General features: G+C 27.5%; 2 protein-coding genes. Both read right to left on the minus strand.

Features of this window, described 5'->3' with window-relative positions:
• Positions 1-55: 55 nt before the first annotated feature.
• Positions 56-1,999 carry a transglutaminase domain-containing protein gene (locus ABY863_RS13135; RefSeq protein ID WP_372795566.1) on the minus strand — a complete coding sequence of 648 codons (1,944 nt, stop codon included), beginning with the start codon at positions 1,997-1,999 and terminating at the stop codon, positions 56-58.
• A gap of 1 nt (position 2,000) precedes the next feature.
• Positions 2,001-3,821, minus strand: a 1,821-nt coding sequence (locus ABY863_RS13140; protein ID WP_372795568.1) for a DUF3857 domain-containing protein, incomplete at its 5' end; no start/stop codon positions are given.

Raw genomic sequence — 3,821 nt, forward strand, 5'->3', positions numbered from 1 at the left:
ACAAAATACTTATTTATAACGATTCTAAATTGTTTTTAATATTTATTTAACTTTTCTATGATTCTTTTTGCAACACTATTTGTTCTAAATTTTTGTTTACAAGTAATTTGTAAAGCTCCTTTATTTCTTGATAATAATTAGCTGGTATTACACCACTATTTATTTTTAAATCTAATATTACTTGAATTAAATTACTCTTAACATTTATATTATAAATAAATGTAGCCATATTATCTTTTATTCCAATAGCTATATTCTCAGGAATAGATTCAACTTTATATCCCTCAGGTATTTGAATGGAAACACTTACTTTTTTCCCCCATGATGTTCCAAAATCAATAGGGTATTCTCTTGTCTCTAATTTAAAAGGATTTTCTGTAATTGCATTAAACAATAATGGTTTAAAATAAATTTTATCCCCAATTACATCAACACCATCTTCTTTTTCAAATGTATACATTTCTACAATTGGTTTAGAAGTTTCATTTAAGTTTGAAACACGAAAATTTACCAATTCAATACTTCCATTAGATTGTTCTATAGCACTTCTAACATTTTCTTCAGATAAACTAACATTTTTATTTCGGTAATCTAATGCTGAAAGGTTTTCATATTTAATCATATTACTACCTTCAACAAAACCATTTTCCTCTATTTTATAATTTAAAAAGAAAGTCTTATTAGAAACTACTGTTGAACCCAATTCAACAAAATCAACATTTTCATTTTCTCTAACAATGGTTCCATTCCAATTAATTGCTCTTAATGGTAAGACATTTGGTGTACTATATTTTTCAGTAGCATCAAGCAAAATATTCCCTTCTTCTGCTTCAACTACGACAACAACATAATTAAACCCTTTATAGGTTGGGAAAACTGGAATTCCATTACTCCTAGTACTTACTAATACTGGATTTGCTTCAACTCCTAACTCCCTTAATACCGCAACAAGTGTTAGATTTATATCTGCACAATTACCTGCACCTTCTTTGTAGGCTTTTCGTAATCCTTTTTCGGCGTATTTTCCATTATGCTCATTCCATTTAATTTTACTTTTTACATATTCTAGTGAGCCAACTATTTTTTGTGGTAAAGTTGTTAATTCAGTGCTTAATATTTTTATATCATCTTTTAAATGTCCAATTTTATTTATTTCACCTCCAAATGATGGATTCTTATTAATATCCTTTACTATCTCTTTCCAACTTGTTGTATAATTTTCATAAATACCTAATATTGGTGCTCGAAAAGCTGCAACCTCTAATTGTAAACCAGCAGCATAATTATGAATATTATTCACATATGGCTCTTCTTTTAATGCAGGTACATTATTTTCATTTATCTCTATTACTCTATCTCTTGTATCAAAATCATGATTAACCTTATAAGTTTCATTAATCTTAAATAAATAATAACCTTTTTGACGTTTATTAAAAATTAACCATTCTAATAATACAAGTGTTGCTTCATATTTTTTTACAGGAATTTTATATTGTACAATAACATCATCAATACTATAATAGTAAGGTGAATAAACTTTGTATGTCCATTCAAGAACCGACCCCACTTTTACATTTGGCATTGTAAACTTTTTCTGAACAATATTTAAGCTTTTTTCAACACTATATAAATTATCTTTATCGAATTTTGTCTCAATAATTTCATCGTTAACAAGATTGTATGTGACTGCTTTTAAACTAGATAACTTCTCACCATCAGACTTTCCATATAAATCTACCTCCTCAGTTGCCCAATCAAAACCTTCTTGATTGTATATTTTCATTCTAACATGTACTTCTGTAATCAATTGAACTTTTCCAGCTGTAATTACAGTATACGTTTTCCTTTTTTTGTACAAATATGCTGCATTTTCAGAAGAATCTTGGGGATAAAATTGTTCTTCTAATTCTTCTTTTGAAACTTTTCCAAATTTGTAATTTTGGGCAATTACAAGGTTGTTTATTAATAATAACACTACTGTGATTAAAATCTTTTTCATACTAATTTATTTTTTTTAAAATAATTTTTAAATTATCATATTTTTGAATATCTTTTTTAAAACTTCTATAGGCTTCATAATTTTCTTTCGGAAATTTACATTTATCAATCTTTAATGTTCTTTTATATATATATGTATTCTGAACTACTTTTGTAAATGTTATCGTATACAACCCAAATTCAGATTTTAGCTCTATATTTTCTGGAATATATTCAACGGAATATAAGACAGGTAATTTTATTTCAATTTCATCAATATCTATAAACCCACTTGAAATTTCGAACGGTAATTTCCTATTTCTAATACGCTTTGGCACATCTGTATTTTTATTAAATGCATTAATTGGTATTAATAACTGATCGCCAATAGTTGAGGAATAATTTGAAGCCGAAAATTCTAAAGTTTCTTCATATTTAAAATCCTTTTTATTATTGAAAACTTCAATTTTAGAAAATTTAATGTTATTTATATTCGATAAATATTTTTTGAATAACACATCTAATTCTTTAGGGCTTTCACCATCGTATTTTTGCAAATTATCACCATATTGAGTTCCTGATGATTCTATTATTACTTGGGCAGTAATAGTGCCTAAATTATCAATGGAATAACTTCCTTTTGTGAATTGCAGATTTTCCTCAGTTTTATATATTTTAGTATGCTTAATAATTCCGCCTTCAGGAGTAACAATAAGTGCATCTCTATCATCCGTAAAATCACCTATCTCAGAAAAAGGATTTTTTTGACTTGTACACTCAAGCCAAATATCTTGATTAGAAATTGGTACATATAAAATCATATGATTTCCTTCGGGTGATGCAACTTTTTCGTCAAAATCTATTTTATTATCAGCATGAATCAACGTATGGTATGAAGGAATTCCAACTTCTTTTAAAAGTGCCGCAGTATAATTAGTTAAAGCTTTGCAGTCACCATATCCCAAATTATCCACATCATTTGCCTGCATTGGTTTAAAACCTCCAATACCAACTTGCACACTTATATATCGTACTTTGTTTTGAACATATTCATATACAATTTTTGCTTTTTCAATTGGTTCTGAAACATTTGAAGTCAAATCTTTAATTTTTCGCTTTGTGGCTTCTTGTAAATCAAGTGTACTTTCAATTAAATTATCATAATACCATTTTCCAAATTCACTCCAATTATTAGCTTCTCCATCAACTCCTTCAAGATTAAATTTATTAACTCCTAACTTCACATTTGGAACAATATTAAAAAATAATGGTGCATATGACTCGTATTTTATTGCAGGTATTTCACTAATTTCATAACTTAATAAACCATGAATTTCTTTTATTTTAATGGGTAGGTTGTTAAAGTTTTTTTCAGATTTTCTAAGCGTAACATCTAAAGGATATTTTATCGTGAATTTTGAATTTTGAATACTTTGAAAGTATCCCGAAATTGGAATCCATCTATTTATGAAAGCTGTATTTGAAGTTTTTACTTCATATTTATAATAAATGGTATAGGGATATGAAGTTGGTGTGTAATCATAGTGCAACAGTCTTCCGTCATTGTGCAATGAAATACCATCATAAGCACTATAATCTTTGAAATCACTCCTTCTTATTTTTTTTTCTTCATTCCCAAATACGTCATAAATATATGCTGAGATACTTCTTATTGATTTTCTTTTGTCATAGTGCACAGAAACATCCGCATAATGGTCAGCTAATTTGTTATAAATTGTAATTGCTTTTTCAACTTTAATTACCATTTCACTTTGGGATTTCATCTCTATAGAAATATCTTCAAAAAGTATCATAGAGTTTGCATCTATCTTAAGATTCTCAGG

It is taken from the genome of Lutibacter sp. (assembly GCF_041562875.1).
In the GTDB taxonomy this organism is placed as follows: domain Bacteria; phylum Bacteroidota; class Bacteroidia; order Flavobacteriales; family Flavobacteriaceae; genus Lutibacter.

Bases quoted from the DNA above. Each gene is read 5' to 3' on its own strand.
- ABY863_RS13135 (WP_372795566.1), bottom strand. From the start codon at position 1,999: ATGAAAAAGATTTTAATCACAGTAGTGTTATTATTAATAAACAACCTT.